The 20,411-nt window shown below is 60.5% G+C and carries 15 protein-coding genes; 14 read left to right on the top strand and 1 reads right to left on the bottom strand.

Going from position 1 to position 20,411, the window contains the following annotated elements; translation table 11 throughout:
* Positions 1 to 9: 9 nt before the first annotated feature.
* The 12 genes from FHT92_RS00245 to FHT92_RS00190 all read left to right on the top strand — a co-directional run bounded on the left by FHT92_RS00245 (position 10) and on the right by FHT92_RS00190 (position 14,386).
* Positions 10 to 1,578, top strand: coding sequence for an ABC transporter ATP-binding protein (locus FHT92_RS00245; RefSeq protein ID WP_183821814.1), 1,569 nt, complete (start codon positions 10 to 12; stop codon positions 1,576 to 1,578).
* Positions 1,568 to 2,653, top strand: coding sequence for an ABC transporter permease (locus FHT92_RS00240; protein ID WP_183821812.1), 1,086 nt, complete (start codon positions 1,568 to 1,570; stop codon positions 2,651 to 2,653). Before FHT92_RS00245 ends, FHT92_RS00240 begins: the two co-directional genes overlap by 11 nt.
* On the top strand, positions 2,650 to 3,570 hold the full coding sequence (locus FHT92_RS00235; RefSeq protein ID WP_183821810.1) for an ABC transporter permease: 921 nt from the start codon (positions 2,650 to 2,652) through the stop codon (positions 3,568 to 3,570). The genes FHT92_RS00240 and FHT92_RS00235 overlap by 4 nt, the downstream gene beginning before the upstream one ends.
* Positions 3,571 to 3,624: 54 nt before the next feature.
* On the top strand, positions 3,625 to 4,701 hold the full coding sequence (locus tag FHT92_RS00230; protein ID WP_183747323.1) for a BMP family ABC transporter substrate-binding protein: 1,077 nt from the start codon (positions 3,625 to 3,627) through the stop codon (positions 4,699 to 4,701).
* Positions 4,702 to 4,849: 148 nt separating this feature from the next.
* A complete protein-coding gene (gene ytfQ / locus FHT92_RS00225; protein ID WP_183747320.1) occupies positions 4,850 to 5,812 on the top strand; it encodes a galactofuranose ABC transporter, galactofuranose-binding protein YtfQ in 963 nt (320 codons plus the stop codon).
* A gap of 120 nt (positions 5,813 to 5,932) precedes the next feature.
* A complete protein-coding gene (gene ytfR, locus FHT92_RS00220) occupies positions 5,933 to 7,456 on the top strand; it encodes a galactofuranose ABC transporter, ATP-binding protein YtfR (protein WP_183821808.1) in 1,524 nt (507 codons plus the stop codon).
* Entirely contained in the window at positions 7,453 to 8,463 is a 1,011-nt protein-coding gene (locus FHT92_RS00215) for an ABC transporter permease (RefSeq protein ID WP_183747314.1), read from the top strand. The genes ytfR and FHT92_RS00215 overlap by 4 nt, the downstream gene beginning before the upstream one ends.
* Positions 8,460 to 9,428 carry a galactofuranose ABC transporter, permease protein YjfF gene (gene yjfF / locus FHT92_RS00210; RefSeq protein ID WP_183747311.1) on the top strand — a complete coding sequence of 323 codons (969 nt, stop codon included), beginning with the start codon at positions 8,460 to 8,462 and terminating at the stop codon, positions 9,426 to 9,428. The genes FHT92_RS00215 and yjfF overlap by 4 nt, the downstream gene beginning before the upstream one ends.
* A gap of 13 nt (positions 9,429 to 9,441) precedes the next feature.
* Positions 9,442 to 10,215 carry a FadR/GntR family transcriptional regulator gene (locus tag FHT92_RS00205; protein ID WP_183821806.1) on the top strand — a complete coding sequence of 258 codons (774 nt, stop codon included), beginning with the start codon at positions 9,442 to 9,444 and terminating at the stop codon, positions 10,213 to 10,215.
* A 63-nt stretch (positions 10,216 to 10,278) separates the two neighbouring features.
* Positions 10,279 to 11,640, top strand: a complete 1,362-nt coding sequence (gene glmU, locus FHT92_RS00200) for a bifunctional UDP-N-acetylglucosamine diphosphorylase/glucosamine-1-phosphate N-acetyltransferase GlmU (protein ID WP_183821804.1) — start codon at positions 10,279 to 10,281, stop codon at positions 11,638 to 11,640.
* A gap of 108 nt (positions 11,641 to 11,748) precedes the next feature.
* Entirely contained in the window at positions 11,749 to 13,575 is a 1,827-nt protein-coding gene (glmS, locus tag FHT92_RS00195; RefSeq protein ID WP_183821803.1) for a glutamine--fructose-6-phosphate transaminase (isomerizing), read from the top strand.
* Between the two features lie 124 nt (positions 13,576 to 13,699).
* On the top strand, positions 13,700 to 14,386 hold the full coding sequence (locus tag FHT92_RS00190; protein ID WP_183821801.1) for a DUF502 domain-containing protein: 687 nt from the start codon (positions 13,700 to 13,702) through the stop codon (positions 14,384 to 14,386).
* Here FHT92_RS00190 and recG read toward each other — a convergent pair.
* A complete protein-coding gene (recG, locus tag FHT92_RS00185) occupies positions 14,383 to 16,488 on the bottom strand; it encodes an ATP-dependent DNA helicase RecG (protein ID WP_183821799.1) in 2,106 nt (701 codons plus the stop codon). The two genes, FHT92_RS00190 and recG, sit on opposite strands and share 4 nt — an antisense overlap.
* Positions 16,489 to 16,583: 95 nt before the next feature.
* Here recG and FHT92_RS00180 point away from each other — a divergent pair, with 95 nt between their 5' ends.
* Together FHT92_RS00180 and mfd are read left to right on the top strand one after the other, a co-directional pair.
* The gene (locus tag FHT92_RS00180) at positions 16,584 to 16,886 is read left to right on the top strand and encodes a succinate dehydrogenase assembly factor 2 (RefSeq protein ID WP_112547208.1); all 303 of its coding nucleotides are present in this window, start codon (positions 16,584 to 16,586) and stop codon (positions 16,884 to 16,886) included.
* Positions 16,883 to 20,389 carry a transcription-repair coupling factor gene (mfd, locus tag FHT92_RS00175; RefSeq protein ID WP_183821797.1) on the top strand — a complete coding sequence of 1,169 codons (3,507 nt, stop codon included), beginning with the start codon at positions 16,883 to 16,885 and terminating at the stop codon, positions 20,387 to 20,389. Before FHT92_RS00180 ends, mfd begins: the two co-directional genes overlap by 4 nt.
* Positions 20,390 to 20,411 lie beyond the last annotated feature (22 nt).

Here is a 20,411-nt window from a genome sequence, read left to right as displayed (position 1 = left end):
GAGGGGAACGTGTCGCCATTGAATGTGCCGGCTTCCGGCGCGTTGTTATCGGTGCAGAAGCTGACGAAATTCTTCGGTAGCTTTGCCGCCTGCAATGAAATCGATCTCGATATAGCGCCGGGCGAAATTCATGCGCTCCTCGGCGAAAATGGCGCAGGCAAATCCACGCTGGTCAAGATGCTGTTTGGCGTTCTGGAGCCGACGGGCGGCCATATCCTCTGGGAAGGCAGGCCAGTCACGATCAGCTCGCCGGGCGAGGCCCGCAGGCTCGGCATCGGCATGGTCTTTCAGCATTTTTCGCTGTTTGAGGCACTGACTGTTGCCGAAAATATCGCGCTTTCGCTTGATGACAGGATTCCGACCGGCAGGATCGCCGAGGAGGCGAGGGCACTGTCTGCGGCCTATGGTCTGCCGCTCGATCCGCATGCGCATGTCGCCGATCTCTCGGTTGGCGAGCGCCAGCGCATCGAGATCGTCCGCGCGCTCTTGCAGAACCCGAAGCTCATCATCCTCGACGAACCGACATCGGTGCTGACGCCGCAGGAGGCCGACAAGCTCTTCGAAACCCTCTTCAAGCTGCGTGCCGAGGGGCGCTCCGTCCTCTATATCAGCCACCGCCTGGAAGAGGTGCAGCGCATTTGCGATCGCGCCACCGTGCTCCGCCACGGCCGTGTGACCGGCGCCTGCGATCCGAAGCAGGAAACCCCCGCCTCTCTCGCCCGCATGATGGTCGGCAGTGAGGTGGCGGCAGTCACCCATCCCGAGCGTAGCGATAAGGGCGACGTGCAACTCGCCGTTTCGAACCTCTCCGTTGCTGCAGGGACGCCCTTTGCCATGCCGCTGCGCGATGTTTCGATGAGCGTGCGCTCCGGAGAAATCCTTGCCATTGCCGGTGTTGCGGGTAATGGCCAGAGTGAACTCTTCGATGCGCTGTCGGGCGAATATCCGGTGTCGTCGGCCGAAGCGATCGTGATCCGCAAGAAGCCTGTCGGAACGCAGGGAATCACGGCCCGCCGCCTGCTTGGTGCCGGCTTCGTGCCGGAGGAGCGGCATGGTCATGCGGCCATTTCCACCATGAAACTTTCCGACAATCTCGTGCTGGCGCGCAGCCAGTCGGACCGCAAGGCCTTTCTCGGCGTTCTCGGCATCATCAGGCAGGGCGCGGTGAAATCCGCTGCACGGCGCATCTCAGAGGCGATGGACGTGCGCAAGAGTGGCGATGATCCCGCCGCGGGTTCGCTCTCAGGCGGCAATCTGCAGAAATTCATCGTCGGCCGAGAGCTTGATCGCCAGCCGGCCGTTCTTGTCGTAAATCAGCCGACTTGGGGTGTTGATGCCGGTGCTGCAAGCCGCATCCGCCAAGCGCTTGTGGATCTGGCAAAAGCGGGCTCCGCCGTCGTCCTCATCAGCCAGGATCTCGACGAAATCTTCGAGGTGGCGACAGATATTGCTGTCATTTCCGAAGGACGCCTTTCAAAGCCCTATGCGGCAGGTGAACTCACGCGCGAGAAGATTGGCCTGCTGATGGGCGGACTGCATGAAGGCAAGCATGCCGCGGAGGCCGCTGATGCGCATTGAGCTTGAAAAGCGCCCGCAGGTCTCGAAGCTCTACGCCTTCGTTTCACCGCTCCTCGCTCTCGTCCTGACGCTGATCGCAGGCGCGATCATGTTCGCAATGCTAGGCAAGGATCCGGTCGAGGCACTGGATGCCTTCTTTCTCGAGCCGCTTCTGGAAGTCTGGTCGCTGCACGAATTGGCGGTCAAGGCAGCACCGCTGATCCTGATCGCCGTCGGTCTCGCCGTCTGCTATCGCTCCAACAACTGGAATATCGGCGCCGAAGGTCAGTTCACCATCGGCGCGATCACCGGCTCCTATATCCCGGTCATCTTCTACGACTGGCATTCCCCGCTCGTGCTGCCGCTGATGCTGATTCTGGGTGCACTCGGCGGCGCGCTGTTTGCCGCCATTCCGGCGTTGCTGAAGGCGCATTTCAACACCAATGAGATCCTGACATCGCTGATGCTGGTCTATATTGCCCAGCTCTTTCTCGACTGGCTGATCCGCGGCGCATGGCGTGATCCGAAGGGCTTCAACTTCCCGGTCTCGCGGGACTTTGCGCCGGAGGCGATCGTGCCGGCAATCTGGGAGGAGTCCGGCCGCGCCCATTGGGCCTTCATTTTCGCGATCGTCGCAGCTGTTCTCGTCTGGTTCATGATGCGCTTCACTCTGAAGGGCTTCGAAGTCGTCGTGCTCGGCCAGTCGGAACGGGCAGGGCGCTTCGCAGGCTTCTCGTCGAAGAAGATGATCTGGTTCAGTTTCCTCTTTTCCGGCGCGCTGGCGGGCCTTGCCGGTATTTGCGAGGTTTCGGGCTCGATCGGCCACCTGCAGCCGGCGATTTCGCCTGGCTACGGCTTCACCGCCATCATCGTCGCCTTCCTCGGTCGTCTCAATCCGCTCGGTATCATTGCTTCTGGTCTGGTGCTGGCGCTGACCTATCTGGGCGGTGAGGCGGCGCAGCTTTCGATCGGTGTTTCGGACAAGGTCACCCGCGTCTTCCAGGGGCTCATCCTTTTCTTCGTGCTCTCCTGCGATACGCTGATCTATTACAAAATCCGCATCGTCTGGTCGCGGGTGAGGGGCAGCGTGGCATGAGCATCTTCGAAGCCATTCTTCTGACTGTCATCACCGCCTCCACGCCGCTCGTCATCGCAGCGCTCGGCGAACTCGTGACAGAGCGCTCGGGCGTCCTCAATCTCGGCGTCGAGGGCATGATGATCATGGGTGCTGTCGCCGCCTTTGCCGGCGCGCAGATCTCGGGCTCACCTTATATCGGCATCATCTGCGGCATTGCCGCCGGCGCGCTTTTTTCACTGCTCTTCGCCTTCCTGACACTGACGCTGGTGGCAAACCAGGTGGCGACCGGCCTGGCGCTGACCCTTCTCGGCCTTGGTGTCTCCGGCCAGCTCGGCGAACCCTATGTCAGCGTCCCCGGCATTCAACTGAAAGAGATCGTCATCCCGCTCCTGTCCGATATTCCCTTTATCGGTCCGGTTCTCTTCAAGCAGGACCTGATCTTCTACCTATCGATCGCCTTGCTCCTTGGAGTGAGCTGGTTCCTGTTCAGAAGCCGCTCCGGCCTGAAACTCAGGGCGATCGGCGACAGCCACGGTTCTGCCCACGCACTCGGCATTCATGTCATCCGAACGCGCTATCTGGCGGTGATGTTCGGCGGTGCCTGCGCGGGTCTTGCCGGCGCGCAGCTTTCGCTGGTCTATACACCGCAATGGGTGGAGAACATGTCGGCGGGACGCGGCTGGATCACGCTTGCGTTAGTGGTCTTCGCCTCCTGGCGCCCGTGGCGGGTCTTTGCCGGTGGTTATCTCTTCGGAGCGGTCACGATCCTGCAGCTTCATGCGCAGGCCTTTGGTCTCGGCATCCCCGCGCAGTTCCTCTCGATGCTGCCCTATGTCGCGACTATTGTGGTTCTCATCATCATTTCTCATAATCGACGCACGACGTTGATCAATACGCCCGCGTCGCTTGGAAAAGCCTTCGTACCGGAGCGATAGAACAAGAACATCGAGACGGGTTTTCGGAATAACTTCAAACCAACAGGGGTCACTATGAAGAAGTTCGCACTCACACTTGCCGCATCGGCCGCAGCCGTGATCGGCATATCCTCCGCCGCCGCGGCAGCGGACAAGACGAAGGTCTGCTTCGTCTATGTCGGCGCCCACAACGACGGCGGTTATTCGCAAGCGCACGATGTCGGCCGCCAGCAGGTGCAGGCCGAGTTCGGCGACAAGATTGAAACACCCTATCTCGAAAACGTGCCGGAAGGCCCGGATGCCGAGCGCGCCATCGAGCGCCTTGCCCGCTCCGGCTGCCAGCTGATTTTCACGACGTCCTTCGGCTTCATGGACGCGACAGTCAAGGTTGCCGCCAAGTTCCCGAAGGTCAAGTTCGAGCACGGAACCGGCTACAAGTCCGGCCCGAACCTCGCGACCTACAATTCCCGCTTCTATGAAGGCCGTTACATCCTCGGCCAGATCGCCGCCAAGACCTCGAAGAATCACGGCGCTGCCTACATCGCCTCCTTCCCGATCCCGGAAGTGGTCATGGGCATCAACTCCTTCGAGCAGGGTGCAAAGTCAATCGATCCGAGCTTCAAGCTCAAGGTTATCTGGGTCAACACCTGGTTCGACCCGGGCAAGGAAGCAGACGCTGCCAAGGCCATGATCGACCAGGGCGTCGACGTGCTGACCCAGCACACCGACACCACCGCGCCGATGCAGGTTGCCGAAGAACGCGGCATCCACGCGTTTGGTCAGGCATCCGACATGATCGCAGCCGGTCCGAAGGCTCAGCTGACGGCGATCGTCGATACCTGGGGCAACTACTACTCCAAGCGCGTGCATGCCCTTCTCGACGGCACCTGGAAGTCCGAGCAGAGCTGGGACGGCCTGAAGGACGGCATCCTCAAGATGGCGCCCTACACGAATATGCCTGACGACGTGAAGAAAATGGCTGAGGAAACCGAAGCCAAGATCAAGTCCGGCGAACTGCATCCGTTCACCGGTCCGATCAACAAGCAGGACGGCACGCCTTGGCTGAAGGCCGGCGAAAAGGCCGATGACGGCACGTTGCTCGGCATGAACTTCTACGTCGAAGGCGTGGATGACAAGCTACCGGCACAATAAGCAGATTTGTAACTCGCAGTTGCGAAAAGGCGTTCTGAAAAGAGCGCCTTTTTTGCTGCGGTGCATACCAAAATGCGCATTTACAAAAGTAATACTATATGATTTTTTGACCCTGCGCCGCGAAGGAGCGGCATTGGGAGAGGAAATCATGAAATTGAAGACTGCACTTTTGAGTGCCACGATTCTGGCTGCCTGCATGTTCGGTTCGGCTTCGGCCGCCGGCTTGACTGTCGGCTTCTCGCAGATCGGTTCGGAATCGGGCTGGCGCGCGGCTGAAACGACAGTGACCAAGGAACAGGCCAAGAAGCGCGGCATCGATCTGAAGTTTGCCGATGCGCAGCAGAAGCAGGAAAACCAGATCAAGGCTTTGCGCTCCTTCATTGCTCAGGGCGTCGATGCCATTCTCATTGCTCCTGTTGTCGAAACCGGCTGGGACGACGTTCTGAAGGAAGCTAAGGAAGCCAAGATTCCGGTCATCCTTCTCGACCGTACCATCAAGGCTCCTGACGATCTCTATCTGACGGCGGTTACCTCCGACCTGGTCCATGAAGGCAAGGTCGCAGGCGACTTCCTGGTCAAGACCGTCGGCGACAAGAAGTGCAATGTCGTCGAGCTGCAGGGCACGACCGGTTCGTCGCCGGCCATCGCCCGCAAGAAGGGTTTCGAAGAGGCTCTTGCCGGCCACGACAACCTCAAGATCGTTCGCAGCCAGACCGGTGACTTCACCCGCACCAAGGGCAAGGAAGTCATGGAAAGCTTCCTGAAGGCCGAGAATGGCGGCAAGAATATCTGCGCGCTCTACGCCCATAACGACGACATGGCCGTCGGCGCCATCCAGGCCATCAAGGAAGCCGGCCTGAAGCCGGGCAAGGATATCCTCGTCGTCTCCATCGACGCCGTGCCCGATATCTTCAAGGCCATGTCTGAAGGCGAATCCAACGCCACGGTCGAGCTGACGCCGAACATGGCAGGTCCGGCCTTCGATGCGCTCGATGCCTACCTGAAAGACAAGAAGGCTCCGCCGAAGTGGATCCAGACCGAGTCCAAGCTCTATACGCCGGCTGACGACCCGATGAAGGTCTACGAAGAGAAGAAGGGTCAGGGCTACTGATTTGAACCTGGAACCGCACCGGTCCATCTTGGACTGGTGCGGAACTGCCAGTGTCGGACCGGGCGTCATGCCTGGTTTTGGCACAGGCGTAAGGCGCAATATCAGGAAACAGCAGCCCTCATGGTTCACAATTTCGAGAATATTCTCGCAGCCTCGGCCATAGCGAAATTCTTCCCCGGCGCTATCGCCCTGGATAAGGTGGATTTCACGCTGCGCCGCGGCGAGGTTCACGCGTTGCTCGGCGAAAACGGCGCCGGCAAGTCGACGCTCATCAAATGCATTACCGGCGCCTATCGTCGCGACGGCGGAAGCCTGACACTGGAAGATCACGAGATTGATCCGGCCGATACGCTGGCCGCCCAGAAGCTCGGCATCGGCACCGTCTACCAGGAGGTCAACCTCCTCTCCAATCTCAGTGTCGCGGAAAACCTCTTCCTCGGACGCCAGCCGAAGCGGTTCGGTATGATCGATGCCCGTACCATGAACCGGAATGCCCGTGAGCTTCTGGCAGGCTACGGCCTCGACATTGATGTAACCGCACAGCTCGACCGCTTCTCGGTCGCCGTCCAGCAGATCGTCGCGATCGCTCGCGCCGTCGATCTGTCGGGCAAGGTGCTCATTCTCGACGAGCCCACCGCCAGCCTCGATACCCATGAAGTCGAGATGCTTTTCCGCATCATAAATGACTTGAAGAAGCGCGGATTGGGTATTGTCTTCATTACTCATTTTCTCGAACAGGTCTATGCCGTCAGTGACCGCATCACCGTGCTGCGCAACGGCCGGCTTGTGGGTACGCACGAGGCAGCCGAACTGTCGCGGCAGAACCTGATCGCCATGATGCTCGGGCGCGAACTCGCCCAGACGGAACATGCCGCCAAGGAACGCATGATTGCCGCCGGCGAGGTCAAATATGCTTTCGAGGGCTTTGGAAAACGCGGCAAGGTGAAACCCTTCGATCTCGAAGTCCGCGTCGGCGAAGTTGTCGGCATTGCCGGACTTCTCGGCTCCGGGCGCACGGAAACAGCAGAACTCATGTTCGGCATCGAAAGCGCCGACAGCGGCGTCGCCAGGATCGATGGCGCGCCGGTGACGCTGTCGAGCCCACGTGCCGCAATCGCCAGGGGCTTCGGCTTCTGCCCGGAAGATCGCAAGACGGATGGCATCATCGGCGACCTGTCGATCCGCGAAAACATAGCGCTTGCCTTGCAGGCGCGCCGAGGCTGGGCGCGGCCGCTTTCGCGCGCCGAACAGAATGCGATCGCCGACGAATACATCAAGGCGCTCGATATCCGCACGACCGACCGTGAAAAGCCTATTCGGCTTCTGTCGGGCGGCAATCAGCAAAAGGCGATCCTTGCTCGCTGGCTCGCCACCAATCCCGATTTCCTGATCCTGGACGAACCGACCCGCGGCATCGATGTCGGTGCCCATGCCGAGATCATCAAGCTGATCGAGCAACTGTGCGCCAGGGGCATGTCGCTGATCGTCATTTCTTCGGAACTGGAGGAGCTGGTTGCCTACAGTTCTCGCGTCATCGTGCTGCGCGACCGCGAACATATCGCTGAATTGACCGGTGAGCGCATAACCGCTGCCGGCATCGTCGACGCCATCGCTGCGGGCGACAAACGAACGGAGGATGCATGACTGCCTCGCTGAAGGCGCTGGGCTTTCGTCTTGCGCCGCAATTGATTGCGCTTTTGGTTGTTCTTCTTTTGAATTTCAGCTTCTTCCCGCAATTTCTTGATATGATTGTTCAAAATGGCCGGCTCTATGGGAGCCTCATCGACGTGCTCAATCGTGGCGCGCCCGTGGCGTTGCTCGCCATCGGCATGACGCTCGTGATCGCCACCAAGGGCATCGACCTTTCGGTCGGTGCGGTCATTGCGATTTGCGGCGCCGTCGCAGCCTCGTCGATCGTCGAAGGCAATTCGCTTGCCTATACGCTGGCGCTCACCGTTGTCATCGGTCTGCTCTGTGGCTTCTGGAACGGCTTCCTCGTGGCCGTCCTCAATATCCAGCCGATCATCGCGACCCTCGTTCTGATGGTCGCCGGTCGCGGGATCGCGCAGCTCATCACCGAAGGGGTCATTATGACCTTCAACAATGACGGGCTGATCTTTCTCGGCAGCGGCTCCTTCGCCTTCCTGCCCATGCCAGTCGTCATCTGGCTGATCGTCGGCTTGCTGGTCATCCTGCTGGTCCGCCGCACAGCGCTCGGCATGCTGATTGAGGCTGTTGGCATCAACAGGCGGGCCAGCACACTGTCTGGCGTACAGACGCCGGTGCTGCTGATGGCGGTCTATATGCTGAGCGGCCTCTGCGCTTCCATCGCCGGCATCATCGTCGCCGCCGACATCAAGGGGGCAGATGCCAACAATGCCGGACTATGGCTGGAGCTTGACGCCATCCTGGCCGTGGTCGTCGGCGGCAATTCGCTGCTCGGCGGCCGATTCAGTATTATCGGGTCACTGATCGGTGCGATGATCATCCAGGCGGTCAATACAGGCATCCTGCTGTCCGGCTTTCCGCCGGAGTTCAACCTCATCATCAAAGCCGTCATTATCCTCGTCATTCTGGTGATCCAGTCGCCAGCCATGCAATCGCTGACCAGCTTCCTGACACGCCAGACGAACGCAGGGGGGCGCAAATGAATTCCAAATACTTGCCGCTCCTTGCGACGGTTGTCATCTTCGTGCTCGCTTATGCGGTCTGCACGCTGCAATATCCGAACATCTTGTCGACCCGTGTCATCGGCAACCTGCTAACCGACAACGCGTTCCTCGGCATTGCTGCCGTCGGTATGACCTTCGTCATTATCTCCGGCGGCATCGATCTGTCGATCGGGTCCATCATCGCCTTTACCGGTGTTTTTCTGGCCGTTATCCTGCAGAACACCAGCATTCACCCGCTGGCTGCTTTCGCGATCGTGCTCATCATCACTACGGCCTTCGGCGCGGTCATGGGCGTGATCATCCATTTCCTGCAGATGCCGCCCTTCATCGTGACACTTGCCGGGATGTTCCTTGCTCGCGGCATGGCCTACGTTCTGTCGATCGACAGCATTCCGATCAATCATGAATATTATTCGACGCTGACCAGCCTCTACTATCGTCTGCCGGGCGGCGGGCGCCTGACGCTGATCGGCGCCATCATGCTGATCGTTTTCGCCGCCGGCATCTTCATCGCCCATCGCACCCGATTTGGAACCAATGTCTATGCGCTGGGCGGTGGCGTGCAGACGGCACAATTGATGGGCGTTCCCGTGGCGCGCACGACGATCCAGATCTACGCGCTGTCGGGTTTCCTGGCTGGCCTATCCGGAATCGTTTTTTCCCTGTACACATCTGCCGGATATTCTCTAGCAGCGGTGGGCGTCGAACTGGACGCCATCGCGGCAGTCGTCATCGGAGGGACACTGCTGACAGGAGGAGCGGGATTCGTGGCAGGGACCTTCATCGGTCTGCTGATCCAGGGGCTCATTCAGACTTACATTACCTTCGACGGTACGCTGTCGAGCTGGTGGACGAAAATCCTGATTGGCCTGCTGCTTTTTGCATTCATGGTAATGCAGAAAGCCATCCTTTTCCTTTCCAGTCTGAACAGGAGATATGGGTAGGAGGAGCGACGGATTGCGCAACAAAACGCTTGAAACCGGTAAGGCAGGGCGAAGAACCCAAACAAGTCACGCGCATGTCGTCGATGAGCTCGGCCGGGCAATCGTTTCCGGCACCTATCCCGTCGGTACGATCCTGCCCGGAGACGGAGAATTGGCGCAGCGCTTCAAAGTATCGCGCACGGTACTGCGTGAAACGATGAAGACGCTCGCCGCCAAAGGCATGGTCGTTGCAAAGGCGCGTGTCGGCACGCGTGTGACGGAAAAGAATTTCTGGAACATGTTCGACACCGAGATCATCTCCTGGCATTTCGCCAACGGTGTCAGTGAAGAGTTTCTCCTGCAGCTTTACGATATCCGGCTAGCTTTCGAACCTTTTGCCGCAGGCCTCGTGGCGGAACGCGCGAGCCCGGAGGAGATCGAATTGTTGCGTGGCCTGGCGCTCGACATGGCCGCCAGCGACCATACCGCCGACAGCCTGGCACTTGCCGATCTGCGGTTCCATCTCGCCGTTTCGGAGGCATCTCACAACCCCTTCATGCGCACGCTCGGCGGGCTCATCGAAGCGGCACTCGTCGGCATGTTTCGCATGAGTACGCCCCCCTCGCAGAACGGTTTTGCCAACATAGCCGAAACGCACATGCGCATCGTCGATGCCATCGCCGCGGGCAATAGCGCAGCGGCGCGCAAGGCAATGGAAGATGTCATCGTCGACGGCAGAGAACACGTTCACGAAGCCTTCTCCGCGCTCGCCGAAACCACCATTTCCTTGCCGATTTCGACTTTTTGAAGCCTCACCTTGCTGCTATGAGCGGCAGAACAGCCGATTTGCAATGGATTCTCGGAGTCTGCCATGGAACGCACCTGCCTTGCCGTCATTCTCGCCGCCGGCGACAGCACGCGAATGAAGTCCGCAAAGTCGAAGGTGCTGCATGAGGTCGCTGGCCGGCCGATGATCGCTCATGTCGTCGGTGCAGTGGCCGCAACCGACATTTCCTCCGTCGCCCTTGTCGTCGGTCGCGATGCCGAGAAAGTGGCGAAGGCTGGCGATATCGGCGGCGTGAAGATCAGATCTTATCTGCAGGAACAGCGCCTCGGCACCGGCCACGCCGTTCTCGCCGCCCGTGAGGCGATTGCCGAGGGCTATGACGATATCCTCGTCACTTATGGCGATGTGCCGCTGCAGACGGCCGGCCCGTTGCTTGAAGCCCGTAAGGCGCTGGCCGAGGGCAGCGACATCGTCGTCATCGGTTTCCACACTGACCGCCCGACCGGCTATGGCCGCCTGCTCGTCAAGGATGGTGAGCTGATGGCCATCCGCGAGGAGAAGGATGCGACGGATGCCGAGCGCACCGTCACCTGGTGCAACAGCGGCCTGATGGCCATCAACGGACGCAAGGCGCTCGACCTACTGTCACGTATCGGTAACGGCAATGCCAAGGGCGAATATTATCTGACCGATCTCGTTGAGATCGCCCGCTCACTCGGCGGCCGCGTGACTGCCGTCGATGCGCCTGAGGTCGAGATGACCGGCTGCAACAACCGTGCCGAACTTGCCGTCATCGAGCGCCTCTGGCAGGAACGCCGCCGCCAGGAGCTGATGCTTTCCGGCGTGACGATGATCGCCCCGGAAACGGTCTTCCTCTCCTATGACACCGTCATCGGCCAGGATGCGCTGATCGAGCCGAACGTCGTCTTCGGCCCCGGAGCCGTCATCGACAGTGGTGCTGTCATCCATGCCTTCTCGCATATCGAAGGCGCACATGTGAGCGAAGGCGCGACCGTCGGTCCTTTTGCGCGCCTGCGGCCGGGTGCGGATCTCGCCCTCGGCTCCAAGGTCGGCAATTTCTGTGAGGTCAAGAACGGGAAAATCGGCGAAGGCGCCAAGGTCAACCATCTGACCTATATCGGCGATGCCGTCATCGGCTCGGGCACCAATATCGGCGCGGGCACTATCACCTGCAATTATGACGGGGTGAACAAGTTCGAGACGGTCATAGGCAAGGATGCCTTCATCGGTTCGAACTCCTCGCTGGTTGCACCCCTGACGATCGGCGACAGCGCCTATATCGCTTCGGGCAGCGTCATCACGGCCGATGTGCCCGCAGAAGCGCTTGCCTTTGGCCGTGCCAGACAGGAGATAAAGCCTGAGCGGGCAAAGCTGCTGCATGAGCGGGCGCTTGCCGTCAAGGCGGCGAAGAAAGCCAAGGGCTGAGCCTTCTTCCGTAACGCGCGGAAATCGAAAGTGACCGCCGTACCAATTGAGAAATAAGCGGGAATCGCTAGGACTGGCGTCGATATTGATGCCTTAGGGGATGTTTGCATGTGCGGAATTGTGGGGATCGTCGGAAATGCGCCGGTTGCGGGCCGTCTTGTCGATGCGCTGAAGCGGCTGGAGTATCGCGGTTACGATTCCGCCGGCGTCGCCACGATCCATGAGGGCATCATGGATCGCCGCCGTGCCGAGGGCAAGCTCTTCAATCTGGAGAAGCGCCTCGACAGCGAGCCGCTTCGGGGAACGACCGGCATTGCCCACACGCGGTGGGCAACCCATGGCGTGCCGAACGAGACCAACGCCCATCCGCATTTCGTCGAAGGCGTCGCCGTCGTCCATAACGGCATCATCGAAAATTTCTCCGAACTGCGCGATGAACTGAGCCACGAAGGCGCTGCCTTTCAAAGCCAGACCGATACGGAAGTTGTCGCCCACCTCATGGCGAAATATCTGCGCGAAGGCCTGTCGCCGCGCGAGGCGATGCTGAAGATGCTGAACCGCGTCACCGGCGCCTATGCGCTCGCCGTCATGCTGAAGAGCGACCCCGACACGATCATGGCCGCCCGCTCCGGCCCGCCGCTTGCCATTGGTTATGGCAGGGGCGAGATGTTCCTGGGATCTGATGCCATCGCGCTGTCGCCCTTCACGAACGAGATCACCTATCTCGTCGACGGCGATTGGGCCATAATCACCCGCGAAGGCGCGACCGTGCTCGATTTTTCCGGCAAGGTGGTTAAGCGTCCGCGGCAGATTTCCCAGGCGACGGCCTATGTGGTCGACAAGGGCAATCACCGTCACTTCATGGAAAAGGAAATCTACGAGCAACCGGAAGTCATCTCCCACGCGCTCAGCCATTACGTGGATTTCGCGGCCAACACGATCAGCCCGAATGCATCCGCCATCGATTTCAAGGCGGCGACCGGCCTTGCGATCTCGGCTTGCGGCACCGCTTATCTCGCCGGCTTGATCGGCAAGTACTGGTTCGAGCGCTATGCGCGCCTGCCGGTCGAAATCGATGTCGCCTCGGAATTCCGTTACCGCGAAATGCCGCTGCAGCCCTCACAGGCAGCTCTCTTCATCTCTCAGTCGGGAGAAACCGCCGATACGCTGGCCTCGCTGCGCTATTGTAAGGAAAATGGCCTGAAGATCGGCGCGGTCGTCAACGTGCGGGAATCGACCATTGCCCGCGAATCCGATGCCGTTTTCCCGATCATGGCCGGCCCGGAAATCGGCGTCGCCTCCACCAAGGCTTTTACCTGCCAGCTTGCCGTTCTTGCTTCGCTGGCGATCGGTGCCGGTCGTGCTCGCGGTACGATCAGCGCCGACGACGAGAAGGAGTTGGTGCGCCATCTGGCGGAAATGCCACGCATCATGAGCCGCGTGCTCAATCTCATCCAGCCGCAGATGGAAGGCTTGTCCCGCGAACTCTCCAAGTGCAAGGACGTGCTCTATCTCGGCCGCGGCACCAGCTTCCCGCTCGCCATGGAAGGTGCACTGAAGCTCAAGGAAATCTCCTACATCCATGCGGAAGGTTATGCCGCCGGCGAGCTGAAGCATGGGCCGATCGCGTTGATCGACGAAAACATGCCCGTTATCGTCATCGCACCCTATGACCGTTTCTTCGAAAAGACCGTCTCTAATATGCAGGAAGTCGCAGCCCGCGGCGGCCGGATCATCTTCATCACCGATGAGAACGGTGCGGCTGCTTCGAAACTGCCGACGATGGCGACGATCACGCTTCCGAATGTCGATGAAATCATCTCGCCGATGGTCTTTTCGCTACCGATCCAACTGCTCGCCTACCATACGGCGGTCTTCATGGGCACGGACGTCGACCAGCCGCGCAATCTCGCAAAATCGGTAACTGTGGAGTAAGTCCCGACGGGCTGAAATATATTGTATGATAAGCCGAATTCTGGCAGTTTTGTGCCTGCGGACACAGGGGGAGGGCTGGGTGAACCGGCCTGTCTAAAGACTGAAACGGAGTTCATCAGAAAAGATGACCGAGAAGGCTCCCCGTGTGCCGGTCGCAATGCGGCTGAGGAATAATTTTCTCGCCGGCCTTATCATCTGCGCGCCGATCGCGATCACCATCTGGCTGACCTGGACGTTCATCCACTGGTCGGACAGCTGGGTGCGGCCCTATATCCCGGCGCGCTGGAATCCGGAAAGCTACATAAATTTCGCCATTCCCGGCTTCGGTCTGTTGACCGCGGTGATTATCATCACAATCGTTGGCTTCCTCGGCAAGAACCTCATCGGTCAAAGCATCGTCCGCTTCGGCGAATCTATCGTTCAGCGCATGCCGCTGGTGCGCACCATTTATAGAAGCGTGAAGCAGATCTTCGAAACGGTGCTGAAGGAACAGTCGAATTCCTTCAAGAAGGTCGGCCTCATCGAATATCCGGGGCCGGGTCTTTGGGCGCTCGTCTTCATCGCTACCGATGCCAAGGGTGAGGTCGCTTCGAAATTCAATGCGATGGGGCAGGATATGGTTGCCGTTTTCCTGCCGCCGACGCCGGTGCCGACGGCGGGCTTTCTCATCTTCGTTCCGCGCGAGAAGATCGTCATGCTCGACATGAACCCGGAAGATGCCGCCAAATTCCTGATCTCAGGCGGCCTCGTCGCCCCGGAACATTTGCCGGTTGTGCGCCCCAAACCGAAGGCCATATCCAAAGTCGATTAACCGGCTCTGAGGAACCGGATCGCTTCGTCTCGACGGAAGAGATAGAGCAGGGTGCGCACTGCCTCGCCGCGCTCGCTCGTCAGTTCCGGATCGCGCTCGATTAGATAGGCCGCGTCCCTGCGAGCGATTTCCAAGAGATCGGCATGCGCCTCGAGGCTTGCGATACGGAAACCCGGCGTGCCCGATTGCCGCGTGCCCAGAAGTTCGCCCTCGCCGCGCAACTTCAGATCCTCTTCCGCGATCCGGAAACCGTCTTCCGTCTCGCGCATGATTGACAGCCGGGCATGACCCGTCTCGCCGAGCGGTCCCTTGTAGAGTAGGATACAGGTCGAGGCCTCGTCGCCACGTCCGACACGCCCGCGAAGCTGGTGTAGTTGCGCCAACCCGAAACGCTCGGCATGTTCGATCACCATGATCGTCGCGTCAGGCACGTCGACTCCGACTTCCACGACGGTCGTCGCTACCAGCAGCCGCAATTCGCCGTTCTTGAAGGCGAGCATCACCGCATCCTTTTCCGGCCCGCTCATCCGTCCGTGAATAAGACCGATGCCGGGGCCGAGCGCCGAGACGAGCGTCGCATGTCGCTCTTCCACCGACATCAGATCGACTTCTTCGGATTCTTCGACCAGCGGGCAGATCCAGTAGGCCTTCTTGCCTTCCGAGAGCGCACTTTTCAGCCGGCCGACGATCTCCCCGGTCCGCTCGGTCGGAATGGTGATGGTGGTGATCGGCTTTCGTCCGGCGGGTTTTTCGGTCAGCTTCGAGACATCCATATCGCCGAAGGCTGCCAGCACCAGCGTGCGCGGGATCGGCGTTGCCGTCATGACCAGCATATGCGGTGAGATGCCCTTTGCTGTCAGCCGCAGGCGCTGGTGTACGCCGAAACGATGCTGCTCGTCGACAACGGCCAGCATCAGGTTCTTATAGTTGACACTATCCTGGAAGAGAGCGTGGGTACCGATGATGATTTGCGCGTCGCCCGACGCGATACGTTCGAGAATATCTTCCCGCTCGCGGCCTTTGGTGCGGCCCGTCAGCACCTCGACGCCAAGGCCCGCGGCATCAGCGAATTTTGAGATCGTTGCATGATGCTGGCGGGCAAGAATTTCCGTCGGCGCCATCAGCACCGCCTGTCCGCCACTCTCGATGACGGCGGCCATCGACAGCAGCGCGACGAGCGTCTTGCCCGAGCCGACATCGCCCTGCAGCAGTCGCAGCATGCGCTCGTCGCCAGCCATATCCTTCAGGACGTCGGCAACAGCCTCAGTCTGGCTGCGAGTCGGTGAAAAAGGAAGGCTTCGCAATATCTTGCCGCTGACTTCTCCAGTGGAATGTACGGGTTGCCCGGCCACCTTGCGCAGCCGCTGGCGCACCAGCGAAAGCGACAGCTGACCCGCCAGAAATTCGTCATAGGCGAGCCTGCGGCGGGCCGCGGTCTGCGGATCTATGTCAGACGTATCCCGCGGCTCGTGCAGCATGTGGAAGCTGTCGCGGATCGACGGCAGGCCCTGTTTCTGCACCAGTGAAAGGTCGATCCATTCCGGCAGCTCCGGCATGCGCGGCAGCGCAGCCTCGATGATCTTGCGCAGCGTCTTCGGCGAAAGCCCTGCCGTCAGCGGATAGATCGGCTCCACCAGCGGCAGGTTCTCGCCCTCGCTCGCCTTGACGATATAATCCGGATGGACCATTGAGGCGCGGCCATTGAACCAGTCGACCTTGCCGCTGACGGTCACTTCCTCATCGATCGGCAACTGTTTTTCCAGCCATGCTGCCTGTCCGCGGAAGAAGACGAGGGTCAGCTCACCCGTCTCGTCATGCAGGAAGACCCGGTAGGGAACGTTGCGATTTCCGCGCGGCGGTGCCTGATGCCGGTCCACGCGCGCTGTAATCGTCACGATGGCGCCTTGCGGCGCACGGGCGATCCCCGGCTGGTTGCGCCGGTCGATCAGCGAGGAGGGCGCATGGAACAGGAGATCGATGACGCGGCAATCTTCTGGCGTCTCACGTCCGAGCAGCTTGACGAAGAGCTCCGAGATCTTTGGGCCGACGCCCGGAAGGCCCGAAACGGGGGAAAATAGCGGATCGAGAATGGCGGGGCGCATAGGCGCCAAAATGCGATGAACAATAGGGCCTTGGCAAGGCTGACAAGCCGCTTTTGAGAGTCTATAGAGGCGCATCAACAAAGAAGGTGAATGCCATGACAGGTGTAACGCTCACGAGCGCCGGTCTTGACCCGCGACGCCGCCGGATTCTTTTCCGCTGTTGGCATCGCGGCATCAGAGAGATGGACCTTGTCTTCGGCCAGTTTGCTGAAAATGAACTTCCCACGATGAGCGAAGTCGAGCTCGATGAATTCGAGACGATCATGGCGGAAGAGGATAATGACCTGGTGCGCTGGATCATGGGAACCTGGCCGACGCCCGAGCATTTACAGACGCCCATGTTTGCCCGCATTGCCGCCTACAAACCCGACTTCGAGACCCCCAGGACGCCGGAATGATCCCTGGTTTTGATGCCAAGAAGCTCGCAGCCGCCGCCGAGCCGCTGACGATCGGCAATGTGCCTGCAGGCATGGAGCCGCTGCTGCTAGCCGAGCTCGCCCGCAATGGCGAGCCGGTCGCCTATGTGCTGTCGGATGGTCAACGCATGGCCGATCTGGAGCAGATGCTGGGCTTCGTTGCCCCTGATATTCCGGTCCTGACGCTGCCCGCCTGGGACTGTCTTCCCTATGACCGCGTTTCGCCGAGCGCCGATACTTCGGCGCGGCGGCTCGCCGCGCTCTCGGGTCTGATCGCCCATCGCAAAAAGCCGCATGCGGCAATCGTGCTGGTGACAGCCAATGCCATGCTGCAGAAGGTGGCGCCGCAGGATATCATCGAAAGCCTGACCTTTTCCGCGCGTCCCGGCAATCAGGTCCGGATGGACGATATTGCCGGACGGCTGGAGCGCAACGGCTTCGAGCGTGTGGCGACCGTGCGCGAGGTCGGAGAATATGCGGTGCGCGGCGGCATCCTCGATGTCTTCGTGCCCGGTTCGGAAGAACCGGTTCGCCTGGATTTCTTCGGCGACACACTGGAGAGCATCCGCAGCTTCGATCCGGCCAGCCAGCGCACGATCGGCCAGGTGCGTTCCCTCGATCTCAATCCGATGAGCGAAGTGACGCTGACGCCGGATACGATCAGCCGTTTCCGCAAGAACTACCTCTCCACCTTTGGCGCCGCCACGCGTGACGATGCGCTTTACCTCGCCGTATCGGAAGGTCGCCGCTATCCCGGCATGGAGCACTGGCTCCCGTTATTCTACGAGAAGCTGGATACGGTGTTCGATTACCTCTCCGGCTTCCGCATCGTCACCGATCACACCGTGCGTGAGGCGGCTGAAGAACGCTCCAAGCTCGTCTACGACTATTACGACGCGCGTCTGAATTCCGGCCAGCAGGGCAAGGGCCAGATGGCGCAGGGCACGCCCTACAAGCCGGTCTCGCCCGGTCAGCTCTATCTCGACAGCAAGACCTTTGCGCGCACGCTCGATGCGATCAACGCGATCCGCATGTCGCCTTTCAACGAGCACGAAGGCGAGGCGCGCCGCGTCGTCAATCTCGATGCGCGCCAGGGGCAGCGCTGGGCGCGATCAAATGCCGAAGGCGGCGGTGATGCCGAGCGCGTCAATGTCTTCGACGTCGTCGTCAAGCACATCGCAGACAAGCGCGCCGGCGGTGCGAAGATCATCATCACCGCCTGGACCGAAGGGTCGCTCGAGCGTTTGCTGCAGGTGCTGAACGAACACGGCCTCGAACGCGTCAAGCAGATTACGGCGCTGAAGGATGTCTCCGGTCTTTCGAAGGGTGAGGCGGCCGCGGCCGTGCTCAGCCTCGAATCTGGCTTCGAGACCGGCGATCTCATCGTCATCGGCGAACAGGATATTCTCGGCGACCGCATGGTGCGCCGCTCGCGTCGCCGTAAGCGCGCCGCCGATTTCATCTCGGAAGTCGCTGGTCTGGACGAGGGATCTATCGTCGTCCATGCCGAACACGGTATCGGCCGTTTCGTCGGCCTGCGCACCATCGAGGCAGCCGGTGCGCCGCATGCCTGTCTCGAACTGCAATATGCCGATGAGGCAAAGCTCTTCCTGCCGGTCGAAAACATCGATCTCCTGTCACGCTTCGGCGGCGAGGGCACGGAAGTGCAACTCGACAAGCTCGGCGGCGGCGCATGGCAGATGCGCAAGGCCAAGCTCAAGAAGCGCCTGCTGGATATGGCCGATGCACTGATCCGCATCGCGGCCGAGCGCCTGACGCGCCACGCGCCCGTCCTGACGACGCCGGAAGGGCTCTATGATGAGTTCGCTGCCCGTTTCCCCTACGACGAAACGGAAGATCAGGAAAACGCCATCGAGGCCGTGCGCGGAGATCTCGGTGCCGGCCGGCCGATGGACCGCCTCGTCTGTGGCGACGTCGGCTTCGGCAAGACGGAAGTGGCACTGCGAGCCGCCTTCGTTGCGGCCATGAATGGTGTGCAGGTCGCCGTCGTCGTGCCGACGACGCTGCTCTCCCGCCAACATTTCAAGACTTTCTCCGAGCGCTTCCGAGGTTTGCCAATCCGAATCCAGCAGGCCTCGCGCCTCGTCGGCTCCAAGGAGCTGGCGCTCACCAAGAAGGAAGTGGCCGACGGCAAGACTGACATCGTTGTCGGCACCCATGCGCTGCTCGGCGCCGGCATCAGCTTCGCCAATCTCGGCCTGCTGATCATCGACGAGGAGCAGCATTTCGGCGTCAAGCACAAGGAGCGCCTGAAGGAATTGAAGAGCGACGTGCATGTGCTGACGCTTTCGGCAACGCCGATCCCGCGCACCCTGCAGCTTGCCATGACCGGGGTGCGCGAACTCTCGCTCATCACCACGCCGCCAGTCGACCGCATGGCGGTGCGCACCTTCATTTCGCCCTTCGACAGCCTCGTCATCCGCGAGACGCTGATGCGCGAGCACTATCGCGGCGGCCAGAGCTTCTATGTCTGTCCGCGCCTTGCCGATCTCGAAGACGTTCACGCCTTCCTGCAGTCCGACGTGCCGGAGTTGAAGGTTGCCGTCGCCCACGGCCAGATGCCAGCCGGCGAGCTGGAAGACATCATGAATGCCTTCTACGAAGGCCGCTACGATGTGCTGCTCTCCACCACCATCGTCGAATCCGGCCTCGACGTGCCGACAGCCAACACGCTGATCGTGCACCGCGCAGATATGTTCGGCCTCGCCCAGCTCTACCAGCTGCGCGGTCGTGTCGGCCGTTCGAAGGTGCGCGCCTTCGCGCTATTCACGCTGCCGGTCAACAAGGTGCTGACCGCAACTGCCGAGCGCCGCCTCAAGGTGCTGCAGTCGCTGGATACGCTCGGCGCCGGATTCCAGCTGGCAAGCCACGATCTGGATATCCGTGGTGCCGGCAACCTGCTCGGCGAGGAGCAGTCCGGCCATATCAAGGAAGTCGGCTTCGAGCTTTACCAGCAGATGCTGGAGGAGGCGGTCGCCGAGGTGAAGGGTGTCGACGAGATTAAGGATAGCGGTTGGTCGCCGCAGATATCCGTCGGCACGACCGTGATGATCCCGGAAGGTTATGTGCCCGACCTGCACCTGCGCATGGCACTCTACCGTCGCCTCGGCGAACTCACCGATCTCAAGGAGATCGACGGCTTCGGTGCGGAGATGATCGACCGCTTCGGCCCGATGCCGGTCGAAGTCCAGCACCTGCTGAAGATCGTCTACATCAAGTCGCTCTGCCGCACGGCCAATGTCGAAAAGCTCGATGCAGGACCGAAGGGTGTCGTCGTGCAGTTCCGCAACAAGGAATTCCCGAACCCGGCCAATCTCGTCGGTTATATCGGCAAGCAGGGCGCGATGGCCAAAATCCGCTCCGACCACAGCCTGTTCCTGACCCGCGATCTGCCGACGCCGGAAAAGCGTCTGCAGGGTGCAGCCGTGATCATGACGCAGCTTGCGGAGCTCGCGAAAAGCTAAGGGCAGCCCGGCGAAAATCGAA

The organism is Rhizobium sp. BK377 (genome assembly GCF_014193935.1).
Taxonomy (GTDB): domain Bacteria; phylum Pseudomonadota; class Alphaproteobacteria; order Rhizobiales; family Rhizobiaceae; genus Rhizobium.
Note: the sequence above shows the minus strand (reverse complement) of the source record. Positions and strands in the feature narration are given on the sequence as shown.

What these genes read in the sequence shown, in the direction of transcription:
- FHT92_RS00240 (WP_183821812.1), top strand. Translation starts at nt 1,568, where the DNA reads ATGCGCATTGAGCTTGAAAAGCGCCCGCAGGTCTCGAAGCTCTACGCC.
- FHT92_RS00235 (WP_183821810.1), top strand. Translation starts at nt 2,650, where the DNA reads ATGAGCATCTTCGAAGCCATTCTTCTGACTGTCATCACCGCCTCCACG.
- FHT92_RS00230 (WP_183747323.1), top strand. Translation starts at nt 3,625, where the DNA reads ATGAAGAAGTTCGCACTCACACTTGCCGCATCGGCCGCAGCCGTGATC.
- ytfQ (WP_183747320.1), top strand. Translation starts at nt 4,850, where the DNA reads ATGAAATTGAAGACTGCACTTTTGAGTGCCACGATTCTGGCTGCCTGC.
- ytfR (WP_183821808.1), top strand. Translation starts at nt 5,933, where the DNA reads ATGGTTCACAATTTCGAGAATATTCTCGCAGCCTCGGCCATAGCGAAA.
- FHT92_RS00215 (WP_183747314.1), top strand. Translation starts at nt 7,453, where the DNA reads ATGACTGCCTCGCTGAAGGCGCTGGGCTTTCGTCTTGCGCCGCAATTG.
- yjfF (WP_183747311.1), top strand. Translation starts at nt 8,460, where the DNA reads ATGAATTCCAAATACTTGCCGCTCCTTGCGACGGTTGTCATCTTCGTG.
- glmU (WP_183821804.1), top strand. Translation starts at nt 10,279, where the DNA reads ATGGAACGCACCTGCCTTGCCGTCATTCTCGCCGCCGGCGACAGCACG.
- glmS (WP_183821803.1), top strand. Translation starts at nt 11,749, where the DNA reads ATGTGCGGAATTGTGGGGATCGTCGGAAATGCGCCGGTTGCGGGCCGT.
- FHT92_RS00190 (WP_183821801.1), top strand. Translation starts at nt 13,700, where the DNA reads ATGACCGAGAAGGCTCCCCGTGTGCCGGTCGCAATGCGGCTGAGGAAT.
- recG (WP_183821799.1), bottom strand. Translation starts at nt 16,488, where the DNA reads ATGCGCCCCGCCATTCTCGATCCGCTATTTTCCCCCGTTTCGGGCCTT.
- FHT92_RS00180 (WP_112547208.1), top strand. Translation starts at nt 16,584, where the DNA reads ATGACAGGTGTAACGCTCACGAGCGCCGGTCTTGACCCGCGACGCCGC.
- mfd (WP_183821797.1), top strand. Translation starts at nt 16,883, where the DNA reads ATGATCCCTGGTTTTGATGCCAAGAAGCTCGCAGCCGCCGCCGAGCCG.